Consider the following 25370-nt stretch of genomic DNA (forward strand, 5'->3'; position numbering starts at 1 on the left):
CTGTCCTCAGGCAGCTCGCGCTCAGGCGGACAGCGGGATGCGCTCCAGCCGCTGGAACACCTCGCGCGACGCGCTCGACCGGTTGAACGTGATGAAGTGGATCCCCGGCGCGCCCTCGTCGAGCAGCCGCTGGCACAGCTCCGCGCCGTGGTCGATGCCGAGCCGCCGCACCGCCGCGGGATCGTCCTTGACCGCCTCGAACCTGGCCGCCACGTCCGGCGGGAACGGCGCCCCCGACAGCTGCTCGGAGCGGGCGATCGTGCTCATCTGGGTGACCGGCATGATGCACGGGATGATCGGCGTGTCACAGCCCCGGGCCGCCACCCGGTCACGCAGCCGCAGGTAGTCGTCGGCCTGGAAGAACATCTGCGTGATCGCGTAGTCGGCCCCGGCCCGGCACTTGCGGACGAAGTATTCGGTGTCGGATTCGATGGAGGGCGAACGCGGATGCTTGTAGGGGAAGGCGGCCACCCCGACGCAGAAGTCGCCCGCCTGGCGGATCAGGCGGACCAGCTCCTCGGCGTAGAGCACGCCCTCGGGATGCTGCACCCACTCGGCCGACGGGTCGCCGGGAGGATCGCCGCGGACGGCCAGGATGTTGCGCACGCCGGCGTCGGCGAAGCGCCCCACGAGGTGGCGCAGCTCGCGGATGGAGTGGTCGACCGCGGTGAAGTGCGCCACCGGCGTGAGCGTGGTGTCGTGGGCGATCCGCTCGACGATGTCGACCGTGCGGTCGCGGGTGGAGCCGCCCGCGCCGTACGTCACCGAGACGAACGTGGGCCGCAGCGACTCCAGCTCCCTGATCGCCCGCCACAACTGCCGGGCCCCCTCGTCGGTCTTCGGCGGGAAGAACTCGAAGGAGAACGACCGGCCACCGGCGGCGAGCATGTCGCGGACGGTGGGAACACGATCGGGCCTTACGGAGGGTCGACCAAGAGCCATGCCCACAAGATTAGCGCCACATCTCGCAGACCTGCCGGTCAGACAGACACCCTGGAGATCCGCACCCTCGCTTCCGGCCACTAGTCTCATGGACATGACCACTGACGCAGCCGGCCTGGAGATCCTGCGCGCGCAGGTCGAGCGCGCCCTCGGAGAGTTCGTCGAACGGCAGCTGCCCGACGGCGGCGACCCCGAGTTCGCGCCGCTGCGCGAGGCGGCCGACAAACTGCTGTCCGGCGGCAAACGGCTGCGGCCGGCGTTCTGCTACTGGGGCTGGCGCGGCGCCGGCGGCACCGACGTGCCCGGCATCTTCACCGCCGCCGCCTCGCTGGAGCTGCTGCAGGCCAGCGCGCTGGTGCACGACGACGTGATGGACAAGAGCGACCTGCGCCGGGGCATGCCGTCCGCGCACCGCCGCTTCCAGGCGATGCACGAGAACTCTGGCTGGCACGGGTCGGCGCAGCAGTTCGGCGAGGGCGCGGCGATCCTGCTGGGCAACCTGCTGCTGATCTGGTCGGGCGAGATGTGGCGGGCCTGCGGGCTGCCGCGCGAGTCGCTGGAGGCGGCTCAGCCCGTCCACGACCACATGCGCACCGAGCTGATGTGCGGCCAGTATCTCGACCTGCTGGAGCAGGCGCACGGGGAGAACTCGTTCGAGTCGGCGCTGCGGGTGGCGCTGTACAAGAGCGGAAAATACTCGGTGGAGCAGCCGCTCAGGCTGGGCCTCGCGCTGGCCGGGCGGGAGCTGGCGCCGTGGATGGACGAGCTGTGCGCCGGTTTCGGGCAGCGGGTCGGGATCGCGTTCCAGCTGCGTGACGACATCCTCGGGGTCTTCGGCGACCCGGCGCAGACGGGCAAGCCCGCCGGCGACGACCTGCGGGAGGGCAAGCGGACGATGCTCGTGGCTCGCACCCTGGCCGCGGCCTCGCCCGCCGAGGCCGGCAGCGTGCGCCGGCTGCTCGGCGATCCCGCGCTGGACGAGCGCGGGGTCGAGACGCTGCGGCAGATCATCGACGACACCGGGGCGCTGCGGGAGTGCGAGGACCTGATCGGCGACTACCTGGGCGAGGCGCTGGCGGCGCTCGACTCGGCCCCGGTCACGGCGCAGGCGCGCGCCGCGCTCACCGACCTGGCCATCGCCGCCACATCCCGCAAGACCTGACGACCAGCCCGCCGGCCCGCCGGCCGACCAACCGACCAAGCGGTCAGCAGGCCACCTGCCGGCCTGCGCCGGTCAGCCGGTCGCCCGCCGGTCGTCAGGCTGTCGAGAGGCGCTTGGCGAACTCGGCGGCGGCCGCGCCCGGGTCGTCGGCGTCGGTGATCGCGCGTACGACCACCACCCGGCTCACCCCGTGGGACATCACCTCGTCCAGGTTGGCGAGATCGATGCCGCCGATCCCGAACCACGGCCGCGAGGTGCCCAGCGACGCCGCGTGCCGCAGCAGCGGCGGGCCGGGAGCGGGACGGCCGGGCTTGGTCGGCGTGGGCCAGACGGGGCCGCAGCAGAAGTAGTCGACGCCCTCCTCCACGGCCGCGGCGGAAGCCTCGGCGGCGGAGTGGGTGGACCGTCCGATGACGATGTCGTCGCCGAGTATCTCTCGCGCGACCGTCACAGGAAGGTCGTCCTGCCCCAGGTGGAGCACGTCGGGCCGGGCGGCGTACGCGACGTCCGCCCGGTCGTTGACGGCCAGCAGTTTGCCGTGCCGGTCGCAGGCGTCGCGGAAGACCTCGAGGAGCGCGAGTTCTTCGCGCGCCTCCAGGTTCTTCTCCCGCAGCTGGATGATGTCCACGCCGCCGGCCAGCACCGTGTCGAGGAACTCCGCCAGATCGCCGCGGTCGCGGCGGCCGTCTGTGCAGAGATAGAGGCGCGCGTCAGAAACCGAGGGCTTGGGCACGCCGCTTGACCTCGGTATGACGGCCGGCCCTGATCGCCTCGATGGGCGATCCTGGCAGCGACTCGTCGGGGGTGAAGAGCCAGCGCAGCGACTCGACGTCGTCGTAGCCGGCATCCTGCAACACGGTCAGGGTGCCTGGCAGGCCCTTCATCACGTCCTTTCCGTCGAGGAACACCGCGGGCACCTGTGGCCCGCCGCCGCCCCGGCGTACGCCGAGGAGCTTGTGGTCCTTCAGGAGTTGCTTGGCCCGCCCGATCGAAAGGTCAAGGCGCGTAGCCACTTCGGGGAGCGTGAGCCACTCGTCTACGAGCTGGTCGGTCTCCCGGTCGATCTGTGCAACAGAAAGCGTCACGAAACCACAACTACCACATGGCGTGCTTGCTCAAACAACACAATCCCGTAGAGAGACTTGTGGATCTACCAGGCGCTCCGTGTCCAGGCGGTGGCCGGCGTCGATGATCCGCCGCCCCTGTACGAGGTCGCGCGGCCGGTCCACGGCCAGCACGGCGGCCAGGGTGTCGTCCGCGGTGAGCCAGACGGCCGACCATTTGCCCTCGGGCTCGCCCCGGTAGACGAGCCGTTCGCCCGCCGGATGATGGCCGGCGTACTGGATCATGTGGCCGAACTGCTCGGACCAGAAGTAGGGCACCGGGTCGTAGACCGCCTCCTCCCCCAGCAGCGTCGCGGCGGCGACGTCGGGGGCGTTGAGCGCGGTGTCCCAGTGTTCCACCCTGAGCCTGGTGCCCCAGCGGCGCGACCACCAGGCGGCGCAGTCGCCCACGGCGACGGTGCCCGGCAGCGAGGCGCGCAGGTGCTCGTCGGTGACGACGCCGTTGTGCAGGTCGATGTCGGCGTCGGCCAGCCACCCGACGGCGGGGCGCACGCCGATGCCGGTGACGACCACGTGGGCCTCGACGAACTCGCCGCCCACCAGCCGCACGCCGCCCTCGTCGACGGCGTCCACCATGGCGCCGAGGCGCAGGTCGATGCCGTCGTACCAGGGCACGGTGCGCGCGCCGATCTCGGCGCCGACGGCGGTGGTCAGCGGGGCCGGCGCGCTCTCGATGACCGTCACCTCGCATCCGGCGCGGCGGGCCGCGGTGGCCACCTCGGCGCCGATCCAGCCGGCGCCGATGATCGCGACGCGGGCGCCGGGGACGAGCACGGCACGCAGCTCGTGAGCGTCGTCGAGGGTGCGCAGCACGTGCTGGAGGCCGTCGCCCGGCAGCCTGATCGGCTCGGCGCCGGTGGCGATGACCAGGCCGTCGTAGCCGATCTCGCCCTCGGTGGTCTCCACGACGCCGGCCCGCAGCGACTTCGCGCTGACGCCCGGCCAGAAGTCGACCTCCAGGGCCTCGAGGTCGGTGTCGACGAAGCTCGTGTCGGCGTCGCCCTTCAGCACGGCCTTCGACAGGGGCGGGCGGTCGTAGGGCCGATGACGCTCCTCGCCCATCAGCGTGATCCGGCCGCCGAATCCGCGCCCTCGCAGGGCCTCGACCGTACGCAGCCCGGCCAGGCCCGCTCCCACCACCACGACATGGTTCACGTTCATGACCATAACGGGGGCGGTGCGCGGCCGCCGCACCGAGGCCGTAGGCTGTGCACGTAAGACGCGCGGGAGTCCGGCCGTTCACCGGGCTGAGAGGAAGGCTGCTACGGGCCTTCGACCGCAAGACACCTGATCCGGATCATGCCGGCGAAGGGAGCGCAGGTGGATGTGATCGTGGGCGGCGGGGTCGTCGGCCTCTCCGTGGCGTGGCGGCTGGCCCGCGCGGGGCGGCAGGTCACCGTGGTCGATCCGGCGCCCGGGCGGGGCGCCTCCTATGCCGCGGCGGGGATGCTGGCCCCGGTCAGCGAGGTGACCTACACCGAGGCGCCGCTGCTGCGGCTCGGAGTGGCGTCGCTGCGCCGCTGGCCCGCCTTCGCCGCCGAACTCACCGAGGACGCCGGGCTCGCCGGCTCGAAACCAGGTGAAGATCGCGATGCCGGGCCGGGCGCCGGTGCCGGGCGCGCGAGCCCGGGGTCGGGCGCCGGTATCGGGCTCGCCGGTGACGGCGCGGCGGGCGGCGATCCGCTCGCGCTGGATCTGCGCTCCGAGGGGACCCTTGACGTCGCGTTCGGGGCCGACGACCTGGCGGCGCTGGACGAGCTGGCGGCGTTCATGGACAAACTCGGGCTGCCGGTCGAGCGGCTCACCGGGCGCGAATGCCGCCGCCTGGAGCCCATGCTGGCCCCGTCCGTGCGTGGCGGGCTGCTCGCGCCCGGCGACGCCTGGGTGGATCCGCGCCGGGTGACGGCGGCGCTGCTGACCGCGCTGGAGCGGCGCGGCGCCGAGGTGGTGCGGGCCCGCGTCACCGAGCTGCTGCGTGAAGGCGACCGGGTCACCGGGGTACGCCTCGCGCCGCCGGAGCCGTACGGGACCGGAAATGGCGGGACCGGGAACGGCTGGACCGGGAACGGCGGCGGGCACGGCGGCGGGCACGGTGAGGTCAGACCGGGCGCCAGGACGGAGACCGGAGCGTGCACCACGGCCGGCGCCAGGACGGGCAGCAGGGCGGCGACCGGAGCGGAGACCCGGGCGGAGACCAGCGCGGACATCAGGGCCGAGCGGGTGATCCTGACCGCCGGGGCGTGGAGCGGCGAGCTGGCCGAGGTGCCGGTGCGGCCGGTCAAGGGTCAGATCATGCGGCTGCGGTCGCCGCAGCCGCTGCTGAGCCGGTGCGTACGCGGCACCGTGCACGGCTCATCGGTCTACCTGGTCCCCCGGGGCGACGGCGAGCTGGTGGTCGGCGCCACCCAGGAGGAGATGGGCTTCGACACCAGGGTCACCGCCGGCGGGCTGTACGAGCTGCTGCGCGACGCCAGGGAGCTGGTTCCCGGCATCACGGAGCTGGAGGTCGCCGACGTGGTGGCGGGGCTGCGGCCGGGCACGCCGGACAACCTGCCGGTCATCGGCCCCAGCGGGACGCCGGGGCTGACGTTCGCGACCGGGCACCACCGGGGTGGAGTGCTGCTCGCCCCGCTCACGACGGCCATCCTGCTGGGCGAGGAGGGCGAGCTGGCGGCGCTGTGCTCGCCGGAGAGATTTCAGGGAATTTCATGATCGTTACCATCAACGGGGCCGCGCACGAGGTGGCCGACGGCACCACCGTGGCGCAGGCCGTACAGACATTGACCTCGGCCACCACCGGCGTGGCCGTGGCCCTGAACGACGAGGTGGTCACCCGCAGCGCCTGGGAGACGACGGCGCTCGGCGACAGTGACCGCGTGGAGATCCTGACGGCGGTGCAAGGTGGATGATCTGATCATCGCCGGGGAGAAGTTCTCCTCCCGGCTCATCATGGGAACCGGCGGCGCGCCCTCGCTGGAGGTGCTGGACCAGGCGCTCGCCGCGTCGGGCACCGAGCTGACCACGGTGGCGATGCGGCGGCTCGACCCGGGCTCGCGCGGCTCCGTGCTCGACGTGCTGCGCCGGCGCGACATCAAGGTGCTGCCCAACACGGCGGGCTGCTTCACCGCGGGCGAGGCCGTGCTGACGGCCCGGCTGGCCAGGGAGGCGCTGGGCACGGACTGGGTCAAGCTGGAGGTCATCGCCGACGAGCGGACCCTGCTGCCCGACCCGATCGAGACGTTCGACGCGGCCGAGCGGCTGGTGGCCGACGGGTTCGTGGTGCTGCCGTACATCGGGGACGATCCGGCCCTGGCCCGGCGGCTCGAGCAGGCCGGGTGCGCGGCCGTGATGCCTCTGGGCGCGCCGATCGGCTCGGGGCTGGGCATCCGCAACCCGCACAGCATCGAGCTGATCGTGGAGGCCGCCTCCGTCCCGGTGATCCTCGACGCGGGCATCGGCACGGCCAGCGACGCCGCGCTGGCGATGGAGCTGGGCTGCGACGCGGTGCTCCTGGCCACGGCCGTCACCAGGGCGCAGCGGCCCGACCTCATGGCGGCGGCCATGAAGGGCGCGGTCGCGGCCGGGCGGCTGGCCCGCCAGGCGGGGCGCATCCCCCGCCGCCGCTACGCCGAGGCCTCCTCCCCGACGACTCCGTAGGCCACGAGCCGACGTCCCCGTAACCCCGCCAGCCGACGTCCCGTAACCCATGAGCCGACGCCGCCGAACCCGCCCGGCCGGGTTCGGCGGGGCCTCGCGACGAGAGCGGGGCCCCGCGACGAGAAACGTCTCCGCATCGGTTTCGGGCGGTGGGGCCCTGCCAGTGGCAAAACGCCCGTAAACTCAGCGGGGTGGATACGACGACTGCGGACCCCCTGGTCGGACGGCTCCTCGATGGGCGCTACCGCATCGAGAGCCGAATCGCCCGGGGCGGTATGGCGACCGTCTACCTCGCGCTGGACATCCGGCTCGACCGGACGGTGGCGCTGAAGGTCATGCACCGCTCGCTCGCCGAGGACCCGGCGTTCGTCAGAAGGTTCATCGGCGAGGCGAAGTCGGTCGCCAGCCTCTCCCATCCCAATGTGGTGCACGTCTTCGACCAGGGCACCGACAACGACGTCGTCTACCTGTCGATGGAATACGTCCCCGGCCGCACGCTGCGCGACATCCTGCGCGAGCGCGGCAGGCTGCCCGCCCGCGAGGCGCTGGAGCTGCTGATCCCGGTGCTGGCCGCGCTCGGCGCCGCCCACCAGGCCGGGCTGGTGCACCGCGACGTCAAGCCGGAGAACGTCCTCATGACCGACGACGGCCGGGTCAAGGTCGTCGACTTCGGCCTGGCCAGGGCGATCGAGGCGACCAACCAGACCCGTACCGGCGTGATGATCGGCACGATCGGCTACATGGCGCCCGAGCAGGTCACCACGGGCGCCGCCGACGTGCGCAGCGACGTCTACGCGGCGGGCATCATGCTGTTCGAGCTGGTCACGGGGCAGCAGCCGTACGACGGCGAGACGCCGATGTCGGTGGCCTACCGGCACGTGCACGACACCGTGCCCGCGCCGTCCTCGGTGACGCCCGAGGTGCCGCCGCTGGTCGACACGCTGGTGGCGCACGCGACCGCCCGCGAGCCGCAGGACCGGCCGGCCGACGCGACGGCCATGCTGGTCGCCGCGGTGGACGCGCACCGGATGCTGCCGCGCACGACGACCCCGCCGGGCTCGGGCCCGATGGCGCCGGGCGTGAACCCGACGACGGTCTACGCCCATCCGGCGGGCGGGCCGGTCACGGGCGCGCGCTCGATGCCGCAGGCCGCGCCGGCGCACACGATGATCCAGCCGCGGGCGGCGGAGGAGCCGCGGCGGCGCGGGTTCCGGCCCAGCTGGTTCCTGGTGGCGCTGGCCGCCGTGATGGTGGTGGCGGTCGGGCTGACGGGCTGGTATTTCGCCCAGCCCGAGCTCGTCACCGTGCCCGACCTGGTCGGCAAGAACGCGGCGGAGGCCGAGCAGACCATCACCGGCCGCGGGCTGCTGATGCGCCAGGCCGAGGGGAAGTACGACGAGAAGGTGGCCGAGGGCCTGGTGCTCAGCAGCGACCCGGCGGCCAAGGCCGAGCTGGAGAAGGGCTCGACGGTCACGCTGGTGCTCTCCCTCGGCCCCGAGCGGATCGTCGTGCCCGACGTGTCGGGCCGGTCGAGCAACGAGGCCCGGGCCGCCATCGCCAAGTCGGGGCTGACCGTCGGCACGGTCAAGCGGCTGCCCAACCAGCAGGTCGAGCGCGACAAGGTGATCCGCACCTCGCCCCAGGTGGGCGAGAAGGTCAGGAAGAGCGCCAAGATCAACATCTTCGTCAGCGCCGGGCTCGTCATGCCCGACGTCGGCGGCATGCCGAAGGACGAGGCGGCCGGCTTCCTCGGCGGGCAGGGCTTCAAGGTGCAGGTCAACGAGGTCGACGACGACGCCGAGCCGTGCTCGGTCATCGCCCAGTCGCCCAAGGCCAAGTCCGAGGTCGACCAGGGCGCGGCGGTCATGATCACGGTGGCGCGGTGCCAGACGGACTGGTGGCAGTGGTTCCGCGGCGACAACGAGGCCCGCGACGACCAGCAGTTCAGCGTCGTGCCCGGCGTCATCGGCAAGAACATCAACGACGCCAAGCCCGAGTTGGAGGCGCTGGGGTTCAAGGTGCGGGTCAACCGGTTGAGCAACGGCGGTGTGGTGCAGTTCCAGCGGCCGCTGCCCAACAGCGAGCGGCCGCCGGGCAGCGTGGTCTTCCTCTGGCAGTGACGCCGCCGGTCCCGCCGCCCCAGCCGGCGGCCGGGGCGGCGGGGGCGGCTCAGGCGAGGTGGCCGTGCAGGCGGACGCGGGCCAGGCCGCCGTCAGGGTAGATGTCCACCCGTACACGGGAGACCGGCTCCCGATGGTCCAGGCGGAAGCGGTGCGGCGTGTCCGGCAGCAGCGGGGTCCTGGGCAGGAGCGGCACCTCGCGCTCCCCGTCCAGCCCCGTCAGCGCGACCGCGGCGGGCGCGTTGAACAGCAGGTTGGTGGTGTCGATCTCGGCCAGCTTGATCAGCCCGCGCCCGGCCAGCCTGATCACGATCCAGTCGTTGCCGTCGTCGCGCCGCCTGGCGGTCTCCCAGCCCTCCGCCTGGTGCCGGGCCAGGCCGGGGGCGATGACGTTGTTCGGGGCGGAGTAGAACTCGTCGGAGCAGGCGGTGACCAGGCCGCCGTTGGCGAGCGCGGCCAGGTCGAGCCCGAGGCCCTCGTGGACGGACAGGTCGGGGCGGACCTCGCCGTGCACGCGCAGCCTGGCCACGCCGCCGTCGGGGTGGATGTTGAGCCGCACGTGGGTGTAGCGGTCTTCACCGGCGACCTCGAAGTGGTGCTCCGTGTCGCCCTTGAGCTCCGCCCGCGGCACGATCTCCGTCCACCGGGCCCGCGCCAGGTCGTCCGGCGACGGATGACCGTCGGCCGCCGTCGCCTCCACGGACGCGTACGGCGGATAGTTGCCCTTGAACCAGGCCGTGTCGATCACCACGCCCCTGATCACGCCGGGCAGGCCCAGCCGCACCACGGCCCAGTCGTGCCCGGGTGAGCGGCGCCGGCGGGTCTCCCAGCCGTCGTACACCTGCCCCTTGCCGCCGAACGTCTCCGGGCTGAACGCCGGACGCCCCGGCCTGATCAGGCTCTCCTTCTCGGCGAACGACTCGTCGCTGGCCGCCACGACGGAGCCGCCGAACGTGCGCAGGGCCAGGTCGGGCAGGCGGGTGAACGGGGTCATCGGCGGGCTCCCATCAGCAGTCGTCCGTGCGGCTCGCCGTCCACCGGACGGCCGCGCAGCCAGGTGGTCAGGACGGCGCCCTTGAGCGTGCGGCCGTGGTAGGGGGTGACGGGGTTCTTGTGGTGCAGCCGGGCGGCGTCCACCAGCAGGTCGGCTGCCGGGTCGAAGGCCACCAGGTCGGCGTCCTTGCCCGCCTCGATCCCGCCCTTTCCGGAGATCCCGGCCAGCGCGGCGGGGTTGGCGGACATCCAGCGGACCACGTCCCCGAGCCCGTGTCCCCGGCGCGCGGCCTCCGTCCAGATGGCCGGCAACCCGAGCTGCAGCGAGGCGATGCCGCCCCAGGCGGCGGCGAAGTCGGGCACCTTGAGGTCGGCCGTCGAGGGCGAGTGGTCCGACACCACGCAGCTCAGCACCCCGCGGGCCAGCCCGTCCCACAGCAGGTCGCGGTTGGCCTCGGAGCGGATCGGCGGGCAGCACTTGTACGTGGTCCCGCCCTCCGGCACCTGCTCGGCGGTCAGCGTCAGGTAGTGGGGACAGGTCTCGGCCGACACCGCCACTCCCCTGGCCTGGGCCGCCTCCAGCACCTCCAGGCAGTCGGCGCTGGAGACGTGCAGGATGTGCACCCGGGCCCCGCACTCCTCCGCCACCCGGACGACCTGCTCGACGGCGCTGCGCTCGGAGGCTCCCGGCCGCGAGTCCAGGAACTCCCGGTAGCCCGGCCCGGCCGGCTCGGCCAGCAGCGCCGGGTCCTCGGCGTGCACCACGGTCAGCCCGCCGAACCCGGCCACCTCCTCCAGGGCGAGCCGCAGCTCGGCGACCGTCAGGTGCGGGAACTCCTCGACCCCGGACGGCGACATGAAGCACTTGAACCCGTACACGCCGCGCCGGTGCAGCGGCGCGAGGTCCTTGACGTTGCCCGGCACGGCCCCGCCCCAGAAGCCGACGTCCACGTGGCACCGCCCGCCGGCGGCGCGCAGCTTGGCGTCGAGGGCCGGCTCGTCGATCGTGGGCGGCAGGGAGTTGAGCGGCATGTCCACGATCATGGTGACGCCACCGGCGGCGGCGGCCCTGGTCGCGGAGTCGAACCCCTCCCAGTGGGTCCGTCCCGGCTCGTTGACGTGCACGTGCGTGTCCACCAGGCCGGGCAGCAGGGCCACGTCACGCAGGTCCACGTCCTCGGGGGCGTCGAGCGGCGCGGCGTAGTCGTACAGGGCGGCGATCTTCTCGTCCCGTACGGCGACCGCCGCCGCCCGCTCACCTTCGGGCGTGACGGTCCTGCGGGATCTGACGACGAGGTCGAACGAGGTCATCCATCACCTTCCGAGGCGGTCTTCGGCGATCCGGGCGGCGAGGCGTTCGAGCAGCGGGCCCGCCTCGGCCATGCAGCGGCTCACGTCGGGCTCCAGGTCCGTCAGGGCGTAGGCGGCCTCGATGCCCGCGGTCTTCAGCTCCTCGTCGCCGAGCGTACGGCGGCCGCAGACGGCCACCACCGGCACGCCGGCGGCCGCGGCGGCCCGCGCCACGCCGACCGGCGCCTTGCCGCGCAGCGACTGCTCGTCCAGCGAGCCCTCGCCGGTGACGACCAGCCGCGCGCCGCGCACGACCTCGCCGAAGCCGAGCAGGTCGAGCAGGTAGCCGATGCCGGGCCGCAGCTCGGCGTGCAGGAACGCCATCGCGGCGAACCCGACGCCGCCGGCCGCGCCCGCGCCCGGCGCGCCCGCCACGCCCATGGCGCGCGGGGGGCCGTCGTGCTCGACCGCGCCCATGAGCCCGTGGGTGGCGGTGGCGATGGCCGCCAGGCGGGACAGCGCCGACTCCAGCGTCCTGACGTCGTCCGGGGTGGCGCCCTTCTGGGGGCCGTAGACGGCGGCGGCGCCGTGCGGGCCGAGCAGCGGGTTGTCCACGTCGCTCGCCACCACGAACTCCACGCCCGCGAGGTCGATCAGACCGGACAGGTCGATGCGGGCCAGGCTCTTCAGCGCGGCCCCGCCGCGCGGCAGGTCGCGGCCCTCGTCGTCGAGCAGGCGGGCGCCCAGGGCCTGGGCCATGCCCGCTCCGCCGTCGGTGCAGGCGCTGCCGCCCAGGCCGAGCACCACCCGCTTGGCGCCGCGGCGCACGGCGTCGGCGATCAGCTCGCCGGTGCCGTAGCTGGTGGCGGTCAGCGGCTCGTGCCCGCCGGGCAGGCGGCGCAGCCCGGACGCCTCGGCCAGCTCGACCACGGCGGTGCCGGTGGGCTGCCAGGCGTACGAGGCGGGGATCCGCTCGCCGGTGGGCCCGGTGACCTCGATCGTGATCCGGCCGAAGCCGCCCGCCACGGCGGCGTCCACCGTCCCGTCACCACCGTCGGCGACCGGCAGCTCCACGGTGGGCACGCCGAGACCCGCCGACACCCGGGAGGCCACTTCGGCCGCCGTCAGCGTTCCCTTGAACTTGTCGGGGGCGACCAGTACGTGCTGAACCACTACGAACTCCCACCTGATGATGAACAATGTCCTGACACGCCTTCCTGCCCGGTGCGAGCGGGCAGGAAGGCGTGACTCATCATCCTGACATCGGGGTCCCTCAGGAGACCACGCCGGTCCCCGTCCTGGTGGCACGCGCGAAGATCACACCTACCGGGCGATGCTCCACACGCCGTCCGCCTCGACGGTGGCGTAACGCGTACCGGCGGGGAGGAGCACCCGGCCCCTGTAGTCGCCGACCCTGTTGGCGAGCAGCTTCGTGACACGGCCCCGGTTGTCGAGGGCCCACACGATGAAGTTGGACTCGCCGTGGTGGCGGAGGGTGATCCGCCGCGCGGCCCTGAGCGGCGCGGTCAGGCGGATCACGTCGGGGCCGGCGCCCTTCGCCTTGATCGCCCAGTACCGGGCCTTCGTGATGGGCAGCACCTGGAGCGTCCACGCGCCGTCCGCGGTGACCTCAAGGGCACGCACCTTACGCGGGAAGACGGTGTTGAACGCCCCGACCTCCTTGTACTCGCCCACCTCGTTCGCCACGAGATCCACCTGCTTGCCACCGCGACGGCCCAGACGCCTGACGTCCGCGTCCTCGGATGAGGGTGCGGCCCTCCCCGGTGGCCGGCCTGGTCGATTAGGCTCAGCGCGGGATTGGGGGTTTCGTGCGAATTTCTACGCGGGAGCGGCGGGCGCGGCTCGGAGTGCGGCATCGGCTGGCCGTCAAGGCGGGCACGCCCGAGGAGGTGGCGGCGGCCGTGGTGGCGTTGCACGGCACCGATCCGGCCACCGTGTTCCTGTCGGCCGGCGCCCGCCTCATGGCGCCCGGGCCCGAGCCGGTCGAGCGGGCCCTGTACGCCGAGCACACGCTGGTGCGGATGACCGGGATGCGGCGCACGGTGTTCGTGGTGCCGGCGGAGCTGGTGCCGGTCGTGCACCACTCGACGATGCCGGCGATCGCCCGCAGGGAGCGCGCCTCGATGCTGAAGGCGTTGGCACCGGGCGGCTGGGACGAGGCGTGGTTCAAGGACGTCGAGGCGTCCGTGCTGCGGATCCTGGCCGAGGCGGGCGATCAGACGGCGACCGGGCTGGGCGTGCTGGAGCCGCGGCTGCGGGAGCAGGTCAGGGTGGCCGTGGGCAAGCCGTACGAGGGCGTGGTGAGCGTCGGCTCGCGGCTGCTGCCGCTGATGGCGATGGACGGCCTGCTGGTACGCCGGGCGCGCGTGTCCGGCACCTGGGTCAGCGGCACGCACTACTGGGCCCTGGCCCAGGAGCCGGCCCAGGAGCCGGCGCAACCGACCGCGGACGAGGCGCGGACGGAGTTGGTGGCGCGCTGGCTGGCGGCGTTCGGCCCCGGCACCGAGGCGGACCTCAAGTGGTGGACCGGGTGGACGCTGAAGGATGTGCGCGGCGCGCTGGCCGCCACCGGGGCGGTGGCGGTGGAGCTGGACGGCGGCGGCACCGGCTACGTGCTGCCCGACGACCTGCCGCGGGATCAGGAGGCCGGGGAGCCGTGGGCGGCGCTGCTGCCGGCGCTCGACCCGACGCCGATGGGGTGGCAGGAGCGTGACTGGTACCTGCCGGGCGAGCACCGGGCCGAGCTGTTCGACCGCAGCGGCAACGTGGGCCCGACCGTGTGGTGGGACGGCCGGGTGGTGGGCGGCTGGGCGCAGCGGCGGGACGGCGACATCGTGTGGCGGCTGCTGGAGGACGTGGGCGCGGACGCGAAGGCCGCGATCGAGACGGAGGCGGCCCTCCTCGCGTCGTGGGTCGGCGAGGTCAGGGTGACGCCCCGGTTCAGGACCCCGCTGGAGCGCGCCCTGTCCGCCCCCTGATCCGTCACGAGGCGGACGCCGGTGGATCCGCGCGACGTGAGGCCGCGTTCCCGCACGGCATCACGTCGAAGCGGGCGAGGGTCAGCCCATCGTGCGGACGAACTCCTCGAAGGAGTAGCGGCCGTCCTGGTCGGAGTCGGCCTCCTGGCTCATCGCCCCGAGCGCCTCCGCAGGCAGCTCGGGGAAGTGCCGCTGCAGCTCGGCCTCGCTGATGTAGCCGTCGCCGTCGGTGTCGATCGCGGCGAAGGTGCTCTTGAGCTGCGCCAGCCGCTCGTCAGGGAGTTGCGCCGACACGGGATCCGCCTTTCCTACATGTTTCCGACATTTCCCAGCCTAGTGGGCGCCCTCCGCCAGCTTGGCCAGCCGCCCGCGGGCCTCGGCTCCGGCGCGCCCGGCCGCGTCCTGGGCCATGGTCCTCAGCTCGCCGCCGGCCACCACCGTCCGCCCGCCCACCAGCAGCAGGGCCAGCGGCGGCGGCGGCCCGAAGACCAGCGCGCAGACCGGGTCGGCGACGGCGGCGGTGAACGGCCCGTCCACCTGCCACAGCGCGAGGTCGGCGAGCTTGCCGGGCTCCAGCGCGCCCAGCTCGTCCTGACGTCCCAGGTTGCGGGCGCCGCCCAGCGTGGCCAGCTCCAGCGCCTGCCTGGCGGTCAGCGCCTGCGGCCCGTACCGAGCCCGCTGGATCAGCAGCGCCTGCCGCATCTCGCCCACGAGCGGGGTGAGCTCGGACGAGGCGGCGCCGTCGACGCCGAGGCCCACGTTCGCGCCGCGCCGCAGCAGCTCGGAGACGCGGGCGATGCCCGCGCCGAGCCGCCCGTTGGAGGAGGGGCAGTGCGCGACGCCGGTGCCGGTCTCGGCCAGCTTGTCCAGGTCGCCGTCGCTCAGGTGCACGGCGTGCGCGAACCACACGTCGGGGCCCAGCCAGTCCAGCCGCTCCATGTAGTCCACCGGGCGCACCCCGAACTGCTCCAGGCAGTGCTCCTCCTCGTCGAGGGTCTCGGCGAGGTGCGTGTGCAGCCGTACGCCCCTGGCCCTGGCCAGGGCGGCGGACTCGGTCATCAGCTCGGCGCTGGCCGAGAACGGCGAGCAGGGCGCGACCACCACGCGCAGCATCGAGGAGGGCGACGGGTCGTGGTAGGCGTCCACGGCCGCGGCGGTGGCGGCCAGGATGTCGTCCAGCTCCTCGACCACGGAGTCCGGCGGCAGCCCGCCCTTCGACTCGCCCCTGTCCATGGAGCCGCGCGCGGGATGGAAGCGCAGGCCCACCTCGCGGGCGGCCTCGATCTCGGCCGCGAGCAGGTCGCCCCGGCCCTTGGGGAAGACGTAGTGATGATCGCTGGCGGTGGTGCAGCCCGACAGCGCCAGCCAGCTCAGCCCGGCCGTGGCCGCGCCCCTGACCACCTCGGCGTCCAGCGCGGCCCACACCGGGTAGAGCGCCGTCAGCCACTCGAACAGGGTGGCCTCCTGGACGAGACCCTGCGAGGCCCACTGGTAGAGGTGGTGGTGGGTGTTGACCAGGCCGGGGGTGGCCAGGCAACCACCGCCGTCGATCCTGGTCGCGCCGGGGACGTCGGGCGCGGGCCCGGGGCCCAGGCTCGCGATGCGGTCGCCCTCGATCCTGATGTGTCCTGACCGGACCTCGGGTCCGGCGACGGGGGCGATGTGCACGTTGTCGATGAGCATGGTGCCGGTAGGCAGGTCGTCGGGCAGGTTCATGAGGCGGCGCCCTTCCGTGCGGCGGCGAGCCTTACCGCGTCGAGGATCTTCTCGTAGCCGGTGCACCGGCACAGGTTGCCCGCCAGCGCCTCCCTGATCTCGGCGTCCGACGGCTCGGGCACGCGTTCCAGCAGGTCGTGCGCCTGCACCAGCAGGCCGGGCGTGCAGAAGCCGCACTGCACGGCCCCGCACTCCACGAACGCCTCCTGCACGGGATCGAGCCGGTCGCCCTCGGCCAGGCCCTCGACCGTGCGCACCTGCCGCCCCTCGGCCTGCCCGGCGGCGACCAGGCAGGCGCAGACGGGCACGCCGTCGAGGTAGACCGTGCAGGAGCCGCACTCGCCCTGCTCGCAGGCGTTCTTGGAGCCGGGCAGGCCGAGGCGCTCGCGCAGCACGTACAGGAGGCTCTCGCCCTCCCAGACGTCCTGCGCGCTCTGCTCGCGGCCGTTGACGGTGAACGTGACGCGCATCAGGCGGCCCTCTTCCCCAGATGGTCGTTCCAGGCCCAGGTGAGCGTACGGCGGGCCATGACGCCGATCGCGTGCACCCGGTAGGCGGCGGTGCCGCGCACGTCGTCGATGGGCGCGGCGGCCCGCGCGCACAGGTCGCCGAAGCGGCGCAGCAGCGCGGGGTCGAGCGGCGCGTCCCAGTCGAGCTCCGCGGCCAGCAGTCGCTCGGCCTCGATCGCCCGGCGCGGCGTGGGCGCGGCCGAGCCGATGCCGGTGCCGACGCGCCGCTCGCGGGGATGCAGCGCGAGCGCGAACGAGCACACCGCGATCACCATGGCGTTGCGGGTGCCGACCTTGGAGAAGTACTGGGGCCCGGTGGCCGGCGGCACGTGCACGGCCCTGATCAGCTCGTCCGGCTCCAGCGCGCTGCGCTTGACGCCGAGGTAGAACTCGGCGGCCGGGATCATCCGCACGCCGCGCCCGCGCGACTCCACCTCGACCACGGCCCCCGCCGCCAGCAGCGGCGGATGGCTGTCGCCGGCGGGTGAGGCGGCGCCCAGGTTGCCGCCGACGGAGCCGCGGTTGCGGATCTGCGGCGAGCCGACCGTGCGCGCGGCCTGGGCCAGGCCCGGCAGCGTCGCGCCGAGCTCCTCGATCACGGCCGTGTACGGCACCCCGGCCCCCACCCGGCACATGCCGCCCGCGGTCGACCATTCGCGCAGTTCGGCCACCTGGCCGAGGTCGAGCAGCGCCGGCGGCCTGCGCACGTCGAAGTTCAGCTCGACCATCACGTCCGTGCCGCCCTGGATGGGCACGGCGTCCGGCTGGTCCGCCTTGGCGGCCAGCGCCTCGTCCCATGTCGTGGGGCGCAAGAAATCCATTACTGCCTACTCCCAGGCGAATCCGGCGTCGGGCGCGTCCTCCCGCAGCACGCCGCCCTCGATGAGGCCGTAGGGGCGGTCGGCGGCGAAGAAGACCTCGTTGTCGTTGTCCAGGCCGAACGGGGACAGATCGACCGGGTAGTGGTGCTTGTTCGGCATGGCGAGCCTGACCTCGCAGATCTCGGGGCAGGCCGTGAGCGCGCGCTCCCCCATGGCGTACAGGGTCTGCTGCAGCGAGAGGCTGTGCGTGCCGGCGAACGCGTCGAGCAGGCAGCGCCGCACCTCCGCGTACGCCGTCGCGTAGTCGGACCCGGCGTCCGAGTGGCGCCACTGGGCGGCGACGGCGGTGGCCAGGATGCGGTCGGTGGTGGGCTCCAGCGTGGTGTACTCGTCCACGATGTAGCCGTGGAACTCCGACCCGGTCGAGTTCATCACCACGAGGTCCTTCAGCCCGGACACCACCGTGCTGCGGCCGTCCTCGTCGTGGTGCACCACGCACGTGCGCACCTCGCCGCCGTCGCGCACGAACGAGTGGGGCCCGGTCCGGTTCCAGCCGTACTCCTCGATCTCCACCCTGGCGTGGTGGATCGAGCGCTGCGACGCGACGAAGTGCCTGGCCAGCCGGAGGGCGAACGCCTCGATCTGGCCGACGCCGTGGCGTCTGGCGAAGGCGTAGACGGTGTTCTTCTGCGTGTCGGTCGGCAGCACGGTGGCGTTGTCGCCGGTCAGATGGACGGCCTCCATGTCGCCCGACAGCGAGGTGCTGACGCTGACGTCCTTGACGTGGTGGACGGGGCCCTGCCTGACCACCTGGACGAGCCTGGTCTCCGCCTTGCCGTAGCGGTTGGCGCCGAGCTTGACGGTCAATCTAGCTCCCTCGGTAGGTGGAGTAGGCGTACGGGCTGAGCAGCAGCGGCACGTGGTAGTGCTGGGCGGGGTCGGTCACGGCGAAGGTGACGACCACCTCGGGGTAGAACGTCTCCTCCAGGTAGGAGCCGGTGTCGAAGACGACGCGGTGCACGCCGGCCACCGGGTCCCAGCCCTTGAGCCGGCCGTCGGCGTCCGTGCGGCCCTCGGCGACGACCCGGCCGTCGTGCTCCAGGCGGACCCGCAGGCCGGCGGCCGGGCGGCCGGTGACCGCGTCGAGCACGTGGGTGGAGAAGCTCATGCCCCCTCCTCGATGAGCCGGCCCAGCCGCAGCCGGGTGATGGCGGCCAGCTCGCCGCGTACGACGTCGCGCTCGCGCGCCTCGTCGTTGCCGAGCCGCTCGTTGAGCCTGTCCAGCATCTGGGCCCCCGTCAGCCCGGTTGCGCAGACGAGGTAGACATGCCCGAAACGCTCCTCGTAAACGCGGTTGCCCTCGGCGAGCGCCGCGCGCAGGTCGTCCTCGACGCCGGACTGCTCCCGCCGCGACCAGGACGCCTCCCGCCCGCTCCCGGCCGGCCGCTCGCCGATCCTGGGGTGCGCGCTCAGCGCCTCCAGCACGTCGTCCCAGCCCAGCGCCAGCACGGCGGCGCGGGCGGTGGCGAGGAGCCGGTCGAGGCTCTCGTACGGCCGCCGGGCGGCCACCTCGCCGGCGAAGGCCTTCGAGGCGCAGCAGCTCAGCAGCCCGGCCTCCGCCTCGGCCGGTGATCGCGCGTTGAACGCGGTCAGCGTTTGTGACATGTCAGCAGTACACACATGCGCTACGTGCCCGGTCCATCCGTGAGAACTCCAACGGGCGGCCCCCGCGCGGGGCGGTTTTCGTGTCATGCTCCAATCGCCGGGCGCGCCCCGGCCGTACCTGCCGCCGCATCCGCCCGCGGGTCCTAAACTGAGGGTCATCATGACCGTGAAATCCCTGATCGGCGGACACGTATCCGTCGCCGGCGGCCTGGCGACGGGCGGCCTGAAATACATGGCCGAGATCGGCGCCGAGATGATCCAGGTGTTCGTCACCAACCCGCGCGGGTGGGCGCTCACCGAGGGCAAGCCCGCCGAGGACGCCAAGCTGGCCGAGTCCGGGGTGGAGACCTACATCCACGTGCCCTACCTGGTCAACTTCGGCTCGCCCAGCCCCGAGACGCTGGGCAACTCCATCGCGATCGTGCGCCACACGCTGCGGCGCGGGGTGGAGACCGGCGCCAAGGGGGTCGTGGTGCACACCGGCTCGGCGGTGACGCAGTCGCGCGAGGAGGCGCTGCGCCAGTTGCACGACAACCTGCTGCCGCTGCTGGAGGAGATCCCCGAGGGCGGGCCAGATCTGCTGCTGGAGCCGATGGCGGGCCAGGGCGCGATGTTGTGCGCCACCGTGCAGGACCTGGAGCCCTATCTGGCCGCGCTCGACTGGCATCCGCGCGCGTGCGTCTGCCTCGACACCTGCCACGCCTTCGCCGCCGGCCACGACCTCGCCGCAGCGGGCGGGGTGAAGGAGACGCTGGACGCGCTGCACACGATCGCGCCCGGGCGGCTCAAGCTGATCCACGCCAACGACTCCAAGGACGTGTGCGGCGCGAAGAAGGACCGCCACGAGAACATCGGGGCCGGCCACATCGGCGCCGAGCCGTTCGGCGACCTCATGCGGCATCCGGCGGCGGCCGGCATCCCGCTCTGCATCGAGACGCCGGGCAAGGCGCCCAAGCACGCCGAGGACATCACGCTGCTGAAGAAGCTGCGCGACGGCTGATCGCCACGGACGCGGGCGAGACGCCCGACGGGTCGGCGCCCATGAAAGGGGCGCCCGCTCACGCGATCCGGCCGCCCCCGCGTGCCGGATCACGAGGCCCGGTTCGACGGCCTCGCGGGCGCCCCTTCACGGAACCGGCGTGGCGGGCCCAACCCCCCGGTCAAGGGCCCGACAGCCGCGGCGACCTGCGCGTCGCCGGTGAATCCCGCGCATCGGGCCGATCGTGAGCCGTGCGGCCCGTCCCTCCCGATGCGCCGGAAGAGCTCTCCGATGCCGAAACACTACGGTTGCGATCTTGCGGGAGAAACCCTGTTCAAGGACAGCTCGCTGAACGGTGCGTAGTCAGCGATGTACGGAGAGTGCTGCCGCGATCAGCGGTCGTCCCGGTGCGACGAGCGGTAGGTCAGGGGGCCTGCGAGATGCTCGGGCAGATGCATCCTGGCCATCATCCGGCCCACGTCACGGGGTGTCCTGCCGGGCGTGACCAGGGAGACCAGGACCATCGTGGCGAAGGCGACCGGCACGGCCACCGGCGCGGGGCAGGAGGTCAGCGCGCCCATGCGCACGCCCGTCTGCTCCCCGATCACCAGGACCGCCGTCGAACCGCCCCCGAGTACGATACCGGCCGCCGCGCCCGCGTCCGTCAGCCGCCGCCACCAGATCCCGAGCACGAGCAGCGGGCAGAACGTGGCCGCGGAGAGGCTGAGCCCGAGCAGGACGAGCGCCACCGACGCCCCGGGGGCGGTGACCGCCGTGAGCCCGAGCGCAGCCGCCAGGACCGCCACCACGGCCGCGCGGAACGAGCGCGCCCCGGCCCTGGACGCGCGGGCCGACAGCGCGCCGCCCACGGCCGCCAGGACGCCCGCCGCGGTGGCCAGGAAGGCCGCGAACGCCCCCGCGGCCAGCAGGCCCGTCAGCACCTCCCCGGTGGCCCCTGGGAACAGCCTGGCGGGCAGCAGCAGCACGATCTCGTCCGCGGCGGCGCCGCGGAGCCGGGCGTGCCCCATGAGCCCGTACAGCGGCGGCACGACGCAGAAGGCCGCCAGCATGGCCTGGGTGGCCACCATGGAGCGGCGCGCGGCGTGGCCGTCCCTGTCGGTGCGCACCCGCATGATCACGTGTGGCAGCCCCATCGTGCCCAGCGCGCACGCCAGCAGCACGGCCAGCACCCCCGGCAGCGAGGGGTCGCCCGCGCCGGCCAGCCCGGCGCCCCCGCCCCGGTACGCGCCCTCGAACCAGGTCACGGCCCCCTCCTCCGCCAGCCACCAGCAGACGATCCCGACCCCGAGGAAGACGATGAGCTTGAGCCAGAACTGCGCGGCCTGCACGCTCGTCACGCTGCCCAGCCCGCCGCCGACGGCCACGGCCAGCGCCGCCGCCGCGACGGCCGCCCAGCCCAGCCACGGCGGCAGCCCGGTCAGCAGCCGCACCACGACCCCCGCCGCGTGCAGCTGGGCGACCATGAACGCCAGCCCGACGACGAGGACGCAGCAGGTGGTCAGCCGGCGCAGCCGCGCCGAGCGCAGCCGCCACTCGGCGAACCCGGGCAGCGTGTACGTCCCCGAGCGCCGCAGCGGCGCGACCACGAGGGCCAGGATGACGACGAACCCCGCGGCGGCGCCCGTCGGGTACCACAACATGGGCGAGCCGTGGGTGGCGATGAGCCCGGCCGTGCCCAGGCAGGCGGCGGCCGAGGTGAACTCGGAGCTGATCGCGGCCCCGTTCCACCAGGGTGGCACTCCCCTGGCGGCGACGGGGACGCCGGACACGCGGCGGGGCCGCGCGGCGCCCGCCATGACGCCCAGCACCAGGACGAACGCGATCCCGGTCAGCACCGCGACGTTCATCTCTCCAGCCGCTCCGCCCGTCTGAGCTGCAGGACGGCCAGGCCCACCCAGACTCCCTGCACCGCCAGGGACAGGACGACCCAGGCGCGGGGGTCGGGCACCCACATCGCCAGCACCGGGGGCCCGGCCAGCAGCGCGGCGACGGCGCCCACGGTGCGCAGCGCCTGCCGTAACTGCCGCCCGGCGAGGGCGGCCACGGGATCGCCCGGCACGCCGTCGCGCACGCCGTCGCGCACTGAGCCGGGCGCGGGACCTGACGTGGGGCTGAGGGCGGGGTCGGGTGCGGGACCTGGCGCGGGGTCGGGCCCGGGGTCGGGTGCGGGACCTGGCGCGGGGCCGGACCCGGCGTCAGGGGTGGCCCCGGGCGTGGCGTTCACCGGGCCGTCCTCACGAGATCACGTCCCGGTGCTGGCGGACGAGCTGCTCGCGTACCTGCCGGCTGTGCCGCCTGCTGACCTGCAGTTCCTCGGTGCCGACGGTGAGCGTCACCCGCCCGCCCTCGAACCTGAGCTCGCTGACGTGACGCGCCGCGACGAGCGTGCTGCGGTGCACGCGGATGAAGCCCGCCTCCGCCCAGCGCCGTTCCAGGGCGGCCAGCGACATGCGGACGAGGTAGCTGCCGTCGGCGGTGTGCAGGCGCACGTAGTCGCCCTTGGCCTCGGCGTACCAGACGGCCTGCTGCGGCACGAACCTGGTGCGCCCGCCCAGCTCGACCGGGATGACGTCGTCCTGCCCCGGCAGCGGCGCGGGGCCGCTGGCGGCCTCCAGCCTGCGCACCGCCTCGGCCAGCCGCTCGGCCCTGACCGGCTTGAGCAGGTAGTCGACGGCCTCCAGCTCGAACGCCTGCACGGCGCACTCCTCGTGCGCCGTGACGAACACGAGCTTGGGCGGGCTGGGAAAGCCGCCGACCAGCCGGGCGAGGTCGAGCCCGTCGAGGCCGGGCATGCGGATGTCGAGGAAGACCCCGTCGAGCCGCTCGCCGCCGCCGACCATCTGGACCATGTCCTGCAGTGCGGTGACGCCGTCGGCCGCGGTCGTGACGTGTTCGATCCGGTCGTCCTGGCGCAACAGATAGGCGAGCTCCTCCAGAGCAGGCACTTCGTCGTCGACGGCCAGAACTCTCAACATGTCCATCACGCTGCCGTAGGAAAGCAGAGGTCACCAGAGCCACGCAAGCATAGCGTAATGATTCGGCTACAGAGAGCTGAGCTGACTCTTGGGCACGCGCAGCCGGACCTTCGTGCCCGCGCCGAGCGCCGTCTCCACCACGAGCCCGTAGCCGTCGCCGTAGATCTGGCGCAGGCGCAGGTCCACGTTGGCCAGGCCGATGCCGCTGCCCTCGCGGGCGGGGTCCTCGTCGAGCATGCGCCTGGCGCACTCCGGGTCCATGCCGGCGCCGTCGTCCTCGACCGTGATGTGCGCCTCGGGGCCGGCGTCGCGGACGACGACGCGTACCTCGCCGGGGGTGCCGGGGCCGCGCATGCCGTGCTTGATGGCGTTCTCGACCAGCGGTTGCAAGCACAGGAACGGCACCAGCACGGACAGCACCTCAGGGGCCACCTGCATGCTGAAGCGCAGCTTGTCGCCGAAGCGGGCGCGCTCCAGCAGCAGGTAGCGGTCGACGCAGGTCAGCTCGTCGGCCAGGGTGGTGAAGTCGTGCGCGCGGCGCAGCGCGTACCGGGAGAAGTCGGCGAAGTCGAGCAGCAGCTCGCGGGCCCGCGCGGGGTCGGTGCGGACGAACGAGGCGATCGTGGTGAGCGCGTTGTAGACGAAGTGCGGCGAGATCTGCGCGCGCAGGGCGCGCATCTCGGCCTCCAGCGCGCGGCGGCGGGAGACGTCGAGCTCGGCCAGCTCCAGCTGGCCGGAGACCCAGCGGCCGACCTCGGCGACGGTGCGCACGAGCGCGGCGCTCACCTCGTCGTCGAAGGCGGCCAGCGCGCCGACCACGGTGCCGTCCACGGTCAGCGGCACCACGACCGCCCCATGCTCGGGCCCATGATCAGGCCCATGATCGGGCCCGCGATCAGGCCCGGCATCGGACGCGCGCTCGTGCGGCAGCGCCCGGCCGGGGAAGACCTGGGTGCGGCCGGCGGCCAGGGTGGCGCGGGCGTAGGTGAGCACGTCGTCGGTGCACGGCCCCTCCCAGGCCAGCGCCGCCTCCGTGGAGGTGATCGCGACGGCGCGGGTGCCGAGCAGGACGCGCAGATGCCGCACGGCCCTGCGGGCGGAGTCACGGTCGAGGCCGGCCCGCAGGGCGGGGGCGGCCATCGCGGCGAGGTGCAGCGCGGTGAAGGTCGCGTCGTCCGTCCTGTGCTCGCCCGGCGGCGCGGGACGGCACCACAGGAGCCGCGCCAGCGCGAGGCCGAGCAGGAAGGCCAGGAGGGAGGACAGCGCCACGCACGCGGTGGTCAGCATGCCGAAACCGTAGTCGACAACCTACCGTGTCCGAAGCGAAACAGAGAGTGAAGAAAGGGTGACTTCAGGCCGGGCCTTCGCCGGGTTCTTCCTGGTAGGAGTAGCGCTGTTCGCGCCAGGGGTCGGCCAGGTTGTGGTAGCCGCGCTCCTCCCAGAAGCCTCTGCGGTCCTCCAGGAGGTATTCGATGCCGCGCACCCACTTGACGCTCTTCCACGCGTACAGGTGGGGGACCACGGCCCGCACCGGGAAGCCGCGGTCGGGGCTGAGCGGTTTCTCGTCGAGCTCCAGGGCGAAGAGCGTGTCCTGCGCGGCGAAGTCGGCCATCCGCAGGTTGGCGCTGTAGCCGTATTCGGCCCAGATCATCACATGGCGTACGCCGGGGGCGGGCGGGGCGGCCCGCATGATCGTGTCGGGGGTGACGCCGCACCACTCGTTGGCCATGAGGGAGAACTTGGTGACGCAGTGGAAGTCGGCGACGCGGGTGGTGCGGGGCAGCTGCTCGAACTCGGCCCAGGTGAAGTGGCGCTCCTCGCCCGAGGCGGTGGCGCCGAAGACGCGGAAGTCCCAGGTGTCCGGCTTGAAGGCGGGCACCCGGCCGTAGTGGATCACGGGCCGGCCGCGCGGGACGTACTGGCCTGGAGGCAGGCGCGACTCCTCCACGATCACTCCCCTCACCGGTCTCGCGTCTTGGGCCATCCTGCCATCGGAGCGCCGGCGGCTCGCGCCCGGGTACGCGCCCGCTTTCCTACTCATGGGTAACTTGAGTACGAATCCTCATGTGCGCGACGCCCGCGCGACGGCACGATGACCGCATGACGAAGCCCATCCAGCCCACGCGGACCGCCGCCTTCCACGCGCAGGCGATCCTGTCGTTCGCCGTCTCGCTGACCTCCATGGTCATCGCCCTGGCCTACCTGCCCGCCCAGGCGTGGGTGAAGGCCTTCCTCGCCCTCGGCCTGCTGTACGTCGTCACCTCGACGATCACCCTGTGCAAGGTGGTGCGCGACCGGCAGGAGCTGTCGGAGGTCACCAACCGGGTCGACCAGGCCAGGCTGGACAAGCTGCTGGCCGAGCACGACCCGTTCAAGGTCGACGCCTGAGCCGCCGTC

The 25370-nt window shown here is 73.3% G+C and carries 28 protein-coding genes and 1 riboswitch; of the genes, 8 read left to right on the plus strand and 20 right to left on the minus strand.

Annotated elements, in window-relative coordinates:
• Positions 1-21: 21 nt before the first annotated feature.
• The gene (gene metF / locus OIE67_RS28575; RefSeq protein WP_326626191.1) at positions 22-888 is read right to left on the minus strand and encodes a methylenetetrahydrofolate reductase [NAD(P)H]; all 867 of its coding nucleotides are present in this window, start codon (positions 886-888) and stop codon (positions 22-24) included.
• A 148-nt stretch (positions 889-1036) separates the two neighbouring features.
• On the opposite strand from metF, the gene OIE67_RS28580 reads away from it, so the two are divergent.
• Positions 1037-2104, plus strand: coding sequence for a polyprenyl synthetase family protein (locus tag OIE67_RS28580; RefSeq protein WP_326626193.1), 1068 nt, complete (start codon positions 1037-1039; stop codon positions 2102-2104).
• 94 nt (positions 2105-2198) lie between these two features.
• Here the strand turns inward: OIE67_RS28580 and thiE are convergent, their stop codons facing one another.
• From thiE to OIE67_RS28595, 3 genes are read right to left on the minus strand one after another with little or no spacing between them, the layout of a single operon-like run.
• Positions 2199-2837 (minus strand): thiamine phosphate synthase, encoded by a 639-nt coding sequence (gene thiE, locus OIE67_RS28585; RefSeq protein ID WP_326626195.1) that lies wholly within the window; start codon positions 2835-2837, stop codon positions 2199-2201.
• Entirely contained in the window at positions 2815-3189 is a 375-nt protein-coding gene (locus OIE67_RS28590; RefSeq protein WP_326626197.1) for an Rv2175c family DNA-binding protein, read from the minus strand. Before OIE67_RS28590 ends, thiE begins: the two co-directional genes overlap by 23 nt.
• 30 nt (positions 3190-3219) lie before the next feature.
• Positions 3220-4383: an NAD(P)/FAD-dependent oxidoreductase gene (locus tag OIE67_RS28595; RefSeq protein WP_407674755.1), complete on the minus strand. Its 1164-nt coding sequence runs from the start codon at positions 4381-4383 to the stop codon at positions 3220-3222.
• A gap of 58 nt (positions 4384-4441) precedes the next feature.
• Positions 4442-4559: riboswitch (TPP riboswitch) on the plus strand.
• Between OIE67_RS28595 and OIE67_RS28600 the strand changes: the two genes are divergently transcribed.
• The 4 genes from OIE67_RS28600 (at position 4549) to pknB (ending at position 9005) form a co-directional block, all read left to right on the plus strand.
• Complete coding sequence (locus OIE67_RS28600; RefSeq protein ID WP_326626201.1) at positions 4549-5940, plus strand: FAD-dependent oxidoreductase; 1392 nt, start codon at positions 4549-4551, stop codon at positions 5938-5940. (Overlaps the previous riboswitch by 11 nt.)
• A complete protein-coding gene (gene thiS / locus OIE67_RS28605; RefSeq protein ID WP_326626203.1) occupies positions 5937-6137 on the plus strand; it encodes a sulfur carrier protein ThiS in 201 nt (66 codons plus the stop codon). The genes OIE67_RS28600 and thiS overlap by 4 nt, the downstream gene beginning before the upstream one ends.
• The gene (locus OIE67_RS28610) at positions 6130-6885 is read left to right on the plus strand and encodes a thiazole synthase (RefSeq protein ID WP_326626204.1); all 756 of its coding nucleotides are present in this window, start codon (positions 6130-6132) and stop codon (positions 6883-6885) included. The genes thiS and OIE67_RS28610 overlap by 8 nt, the downstream gene beginning before the upstream one ends.
• Before the next feature lie 191 nt (positions 6886-7076).
• Positions 7077-9005, plus strand: coding sequence for a Stk1 family PASTA domain-containing Ser/Thr kinase (gene pknB / locus OIE67_RS28615; protein ID WP_326626206.1), 1929 nt, complete (start codon positions 7077-7079; stop codon positions 9003-9005).
• Between the two features lie 49 nt (positions 9006-9054).
• Here the strand turns inward: pknB and alc are convergent, their stop codons facing one another.
• The 4 genes from alc to OIE67_RS28635 all read right to left on the minus strand — a co-directional run bounded on the left by alc (position 9055) and on the right by OIE67_RS28635 (position 12995).
• Positions 9055-9999 carry an allantoicase gene (gene alc / locus OIE67_RS28620; RefSeq protein ID WP_326626208.1) on the minus strand — a complete coding sequence of 315 codons (945 nt, stop codon included), beginning with the start codon at positions 9997-9999 and terminating at the stop codon, positions 9055-9057.
• A complete protein-coding gene (allB, locus tag OIE67_RS28625) occupies positions 9996-11309 on the minus strand; it encodes an allantoinase AllB (RefSeq protein ID WP_326626210.1) in 1314 nt (437 codons plus the stop codon). Before allB ends, alc begins: the two co-directional genes overlap by 4 nt.
• 3 nt (positions 11310-11312) lie before the next feature.
• Entirely contained in the window at positions 11313-12461 is a 1149-nt protein-coding gene (locus OIE67_RS28630) for a glycerate kinase (RefSeq protein WP_326626212.1), read from the minus strand.
• A 150-nt stretch (positions 12462-12611) separates the two neighbouring features.
• Positions 12612-12995: a hypothetical protein gene (locus OIE67_RS28635; protein ID WP_326626214.1), complete on the minus strand. Its 384-nt coding sequence runs from the start codon at positions 12993-12995 to the stop codon at positions 12612-12614.
• Positions 12996-13117: 122 nt separating this feature from the next.
• Here OIE67_RS28635 and OIE67_RS28640 point away from each other — a divergent pair, with 122 nt between their 5' ends.
• A complete protein-coding gene (locus OIE67_RS28640) occupies positions 13118-14287 on the plus strand; it encodes a winged helix DNA-binding domain-containing protein (protein WP_326626216.1) in 1170 nt (389 codons plus the stop codon).
• 81 nt (positions 14288-14368) lie between these two features.
• Here OIE67_RS28640 and OIE67_RS28645 read toward each other — a convergent pair whose 3' ends face one another.
• From OIE67_RS28645 to uraD, 7 genes are read right to left on the minus strand one after another with little or no spacing between them, the layout of a single operon-like run.
• Positions 14369-14581, minus strand: a complete 213-nt coding sequence (locus tag OIE67_RS28645; RefSeq protein WP_326626218.1) for an EF-hand domain-containing protein — start codon at positions 14579-14581, stop codon at positions 14369-14371.
• A gap of 39 nt (positions 14582-14620) precedes the next feature.
• Entirely contained in the window at positions 14621-16003 is a 1383-nt protein-coding gene (locus OIE67_RS28650) for an 8-oxoguanine deaminase (protein ID WP_326626219.1), read from the minus strand.
• Entirely contained in the window at positions 16000-16473 is a 474-nt protein-coding gene (locus OIE67_RS28655) for a (2Fe-2S)-binding protein (RefSeq protein ID WP_106244485.1), read from the minus strand. The genes OIE67_RS28650 and OIE67_RS28655 overlap by 4 nt, the downstream gene beginning before the upstream one ends.
• On the minus strand, positions 16473-17333 hold the full coding sequence (locus OIE67_RS28660) for an FAD binding domain-containing protein (RefSeq protein WP_326626221.1): 861 nt from the start codon (positions 17331-17333) through the stop codon (positions 16473-16475). Before OIE67_RS28660 ends, OIE67_RS28655 begins: the two co-directional genes overlap by 1 nt.
• 6 nt (positions 17334-17339) lie before the next feature.
• The gene (gene pucL, locus OIE67_RS28665; protein WP_326626222.1) at positions 17340-18200 is read right to left on the minus strand and encodes a factor-independent urate hydroxylase; all 861 of its coding nucleotides are present in this window, start codon (positions 18198-18200) and stop codon (positions 17340-17342) included.
• Between the two features lies 1 nt (position 18201).
• The gene (gene uraH, locus OIE67_RS28670) at positions 18202-18501 is read right to left on the minus strand and encodes a hydroxyisourate hydrolase (protein WP_326626224.1); all 300 of its coding nucleotides are present in this window, start codon (positions 18499-18501) and stop codon (positions 18202-18204) included.
• A complete protein-coding gene (gene uraD, locus OIE67_RS28675) occupies positions 18498-18998 on the minus strand; it encodes a 2-oxo-4-hydroxy-4-carboxy-5-ureidoimidazoline decarboxylase (protein WP_106244478.1) in 501 nt (166 codons plus the stop codon). The genes uraH and uraD overlap by 4 nt, the downstream gene beginning before the upstream one ends.
• 160 nt (positions 18999-19158) lie before the next feature.
• On the opposite strand from uraD, the gene OIE67_RS28680 reads away from it, so the two are divergent.
• Positions 19159-19998, plus strand: a complete 840-nt coding sequence (locus tag OIE67_RS28680) for a deoxyribonuclease IV (protein ID WP_326626227.1) — start codon at positions 19159-19161, stop codon at positions 19996-19998.
• 371 nt (positions 19999-20369) lie between these two features.
• Here the strand turns inward: OIE67_RS28680 and OIE67_RS28685 are convergent, their stop codons facing one another.
• The 5 genes from OIE67_RS28685 to OIE67_RS28705 all read right to left on the minus strand — a co-directional run bounded on the left by OIE67_RS28685 (position 20370) and on the right by OIE67_RS28705 (position 24921).
• On the minus strand, positions 20370-21845 hold the full coding sequence (locus tag OIE67_RS28685) for a sodium:solute symporter family transporter (RefSeq protein ID WP_326626229.1): 1476 nt from the start codon (positions 21843-21845) through the stop codon (positions 20370-20372).
• The gene (locus OIE67_RS28690) at positions 21842-22222 is read right to left on the minus strand and encodes a hypothetical protein (RefSeq protein ID WP_326626230.1); all 381 of its coding nucleotides are present in this window, start codon (positions 22220-22222) and stop codon (positions 21842-21844) included. The genes OIE67_RS28685 and OIE67_RS28690 overlap by 4 nt, the downstream gene beginning before the upstream one ends.
• A gap of 10 nt (positions 22223-22232) precedes the next feature.
• Entirely contained in the window at positions 22233-22973 is a 741-nt protein-coding gene (locus OIE67_RS28695) for a LytR/AlgR family response regulator transcription factor (RefSeq protein WP_106244874.1), read from the minus strand.
• Between the two features lie 66 nt (positions 22974-23039).
• A complete protein-coding gene (locus OIE67_RS28700) occupies positions 23040-24260 on the minus strand; it encodes a sensor histidine kinase (RefSeq protein ID WP_326626233.1) in 1221 nt (406 codons plus the stop codon).
• A gap of 64 nt (positions 24261-24324) precedes the next feature.
• Positions 24325-24921 carry a molybdopterin-dependent oxidoreductase gene (locus OIE67_RS28705; RefSeq protein WP_245956045.1) on the minus strand — a complete coding sequence of 199 codons (597 nt, stop codon included), beginning with the start codon at positions 24919-24921 and terminating at the stop codon, positions 24325-24327.
• A gap of 152 nt (positions 24922-25073) precedes the next feature.
• On the opposite strand from OIE67_RS28705, the gene OIE67_RS28710 reads away from it, so the two are divergent.
• Entirely contained in the window at positions 25074-25361 is a 288-nt protein-coding gene (locus OIE67_RS28710) for a YiaA/YiaB family inner membrane protein (RefSeq protein ID WP_326626236.1), read from the plus strand.
• Positions 25362-25370 lie beyond the last annotated feature (9 nt).

This window comes from Nonomuraea fuscirosea, assembly GCF_035917475.1.
Lineage (GTDB): Bacteria > Actinomycetota > Actinomycetes > Streptosporangiales > Streptosporangiaceae > Nonomuraea > Nonomuraea fuscirosea.